Origin of the sequence: Actinotalea sp., assembly GCF_035443605.1 — a bacterium.
Taxonomy (GTDB): domain Bacteria; phylum Actinomycetota; class Actinomycetes; order Actinomycetales; family Cellulomonadaceae; genus Actinotalea.
This window is the reverse complement of sequence record NZ_DAORSQ010000197.1, coordinates 1-2,307: the sequence shown is the minus strand read 5'-3', so window position 1 is coordinate 2,307 and position 2,307 is coordinate 1. Positions and strand designations below refer to the sequence as shown.

Genomic DNA, 2,307 nt, shown 5'->3' with positions numbered 1-2,307 from the left:
GCGGCTTGTCGGACAGGGCCAGATAAGCGCGGTGCGCGAAGTACAGGTATTGCACCCTTTGCGCGTCGGACGTGGCGCGCCGGGCTGCAGCCGCGAAGGCGGGCGCGGAGCACTGCAGGTCGTCCGCGGCGCAGGTCGAGGGATCGGCCGGAGGTGACGTGGCGATCGCCAGGGCGGCGAGGAGGTGCAGCGCGGGCGATGCGATCATGGCCGGTACTCCTTGACGAGGGTGCCATCGCTGGCGGGCGGGAGGAAGCGGATGCGCTCGAGCTCGCGGCGGACGCACGCGGTTCCCTCCGCGTCGTCGCCGACGATGTCGATCGCGGTGAAGCGAGGTTCGCCTGCCGCGGTCGCGAGTTCGACGAGGATCTCGCGGTGAGCCATGCGCGCGCAGCCGTTCAGCGCCGAGGTTGCAGCAGCGAGTTGGTCGGCGGCGCTCGCCACGGGCGTCGGCGCGATGACCTTGGGGGGCGACGCGTCGAGGGCGGGCGTCGAGTTCGGCCCAGGTGCAGGCGGCCCTGACCGGGCCAGCGTCGGTGTCATCGGGGGCTCGGTGAGGGGGCGCTCGGCGACATGCATCCACCACCCGGACACGGCGAGCACGGTCATCGCAACGGCGGCGAGTGCAAGGACCGCGGGTCGTGGTCGACGAGGGTGGGCCGGCGAGGGGGCTTGCCCGGTCACGGCGTCCACGGCTGCCAGCGGCAAGGACGGCGGATCGACCAGGACCTGCGGGTTGGGATCGGAGGTCGCCTCGGGGAGCGGGTGCTCCGTCCAGCCGGCCCGGACCTGCGGCCCTGCGGGCACCAGGCGAAGTGCGGGGCGCCCGGCGGGCAGCGCCACCACGACGGCGCGCGCGAGGGCCTCCTCCTCGCTCTCCAGCGCTTCCCGCAGCGTCTGGGCGAGCTGGTCCGCGCTCGGGCGGTGGTGTGGGTTGACCTGCAACGCGCTCATGACCGCCGCCGCGAGGTCCTCGGGGCACGCGCTTGCGTGGACCTGCGGCGAGGTCGGCGGGTCCGCGCCCTTGACCGGCACCTTGCCGGTCAGCAGGCGAAACAGCAGGTGGCCCATCGAGTAGACGTCGCTCTTGTCGGTCCAGCCCCGGCCCTCACGTACCTCCGGGGCCGACCAAGCCAGCGTACCAATGCCGCCGTGCGGGATGACCACGCGCGCCTCGGGGGGCGTCAGATACCGCCGCTCGCCGGCGGGCACGTCGTAAAAACGATGGTCGAGTTCCGCGGCACCGAAGTCGAGCAAGGTCACCGCGCCGCAGCTATCGATGAGCACGTTGTTCGCGTTGATGTCGCGGTGCAGGACGCCCCGCGCGTGCACCACGGCGAGCACCTCGGCGAGCTTCACCCCGACCGCGGCCACCTCGGCGGGCCGCAGGCGAGGCGGTGAGCACAGCCGCGCCGCAGGCCGGCCCGGCGCGTGCGCCATGGCGATGTACGGCGGGCTGGCCTCCGGCGCGTGGTCGTAGAAGCGCGGCAGCGCCGGATGGTCGAAGGTCTGGAGCAGCATCGCCTCGCGCGTGAACCGGAGCACCTCGTCGGGGTCCTTGGACCGCAGGAACTTCAGGACGACGTCGTGGCCGGCGCCGCGGTGCACCGCGAGGTGCGCGTCCGCCTTGGCGCCGGTGCCCGCCAGCCCGATCAGCTCATAGCGGCCATCGATCCGCGTCGAGGGCGTGCCGCGCTCCGGGTGCGCCGCGAGCACGGCCTCGAGCGCGCGCCCCAGCTCGGCCGCGGTCTGCATGCGGTCCTCGGGCTCGAGCGCGAGTGCGGCGGTCAGCACCAGCCCCAAGTCGTCGGGCGCGTCACAACCAGGATGCGCCTCCCGCAGCGACTGGAACGGCTCCTCGTGTAGCGTGCCGGTCAGCAGTTGGTACAGCGTGGCGCCGAGTCCGAACACGTCGAAGCTGGGATTCGGCTCGACGAGGCCGGCCTCCAGCGGCAGGTAGCCCGGGGTGCCCAGCGCCTTGCCCATGCCGGTCGGCCGGGGTCGCACCGCCCCGGTCGGGAGCCGATAAACTTCGGAGACCCGGACGATCCCGAAGTCGATCAATTTCACCTGCAGGCGATCGTCGGCGTCGGCGAACATGATGTTCGCCGGCTTCACGTCCCGGTGGACCAGGCCCTGGCGGTGGGCGGCGTCCAGGGCGTCGGCGATTTGGATGCCGATCTGCAGCACCTGCCGCCACGGCAGCGGACCGGACCCGGCCAGATGCTCGCCGAGGTCCGGGCCCTCGATCAGCTCGAGGACGGTGTAGGGTTCATCCCCGTCGCTGTCGTGGGCCAGGACCCGCAC

At 72.7% G+C, this 2,307-nt stretch carries 2 protein-coding genes; both read right to left on the bottom strand.

All coding sequences use genetic code 11. The features are described 5' to 3' along the window. Window positions 1–208 (bottom strand): hypothetical protein (locus tag PKY62_RS13105; RefSeq protein ID WP_324537667.1); only part of this gene is annotated, 208 nt, incomplete at its 3' end. Continuing rightward, window positions 205–2,307 (bottom strand): protein kinase domain-containing protein (locus PKY62_RS13100; RefSeq protein WP_324537665.1); only part of this gene is annotated, 2,103 nt, incomplete at its 5' end. The genes PKY62_RS13100 and PKY62_RS13105, both read right to left, overlap by 4 nt.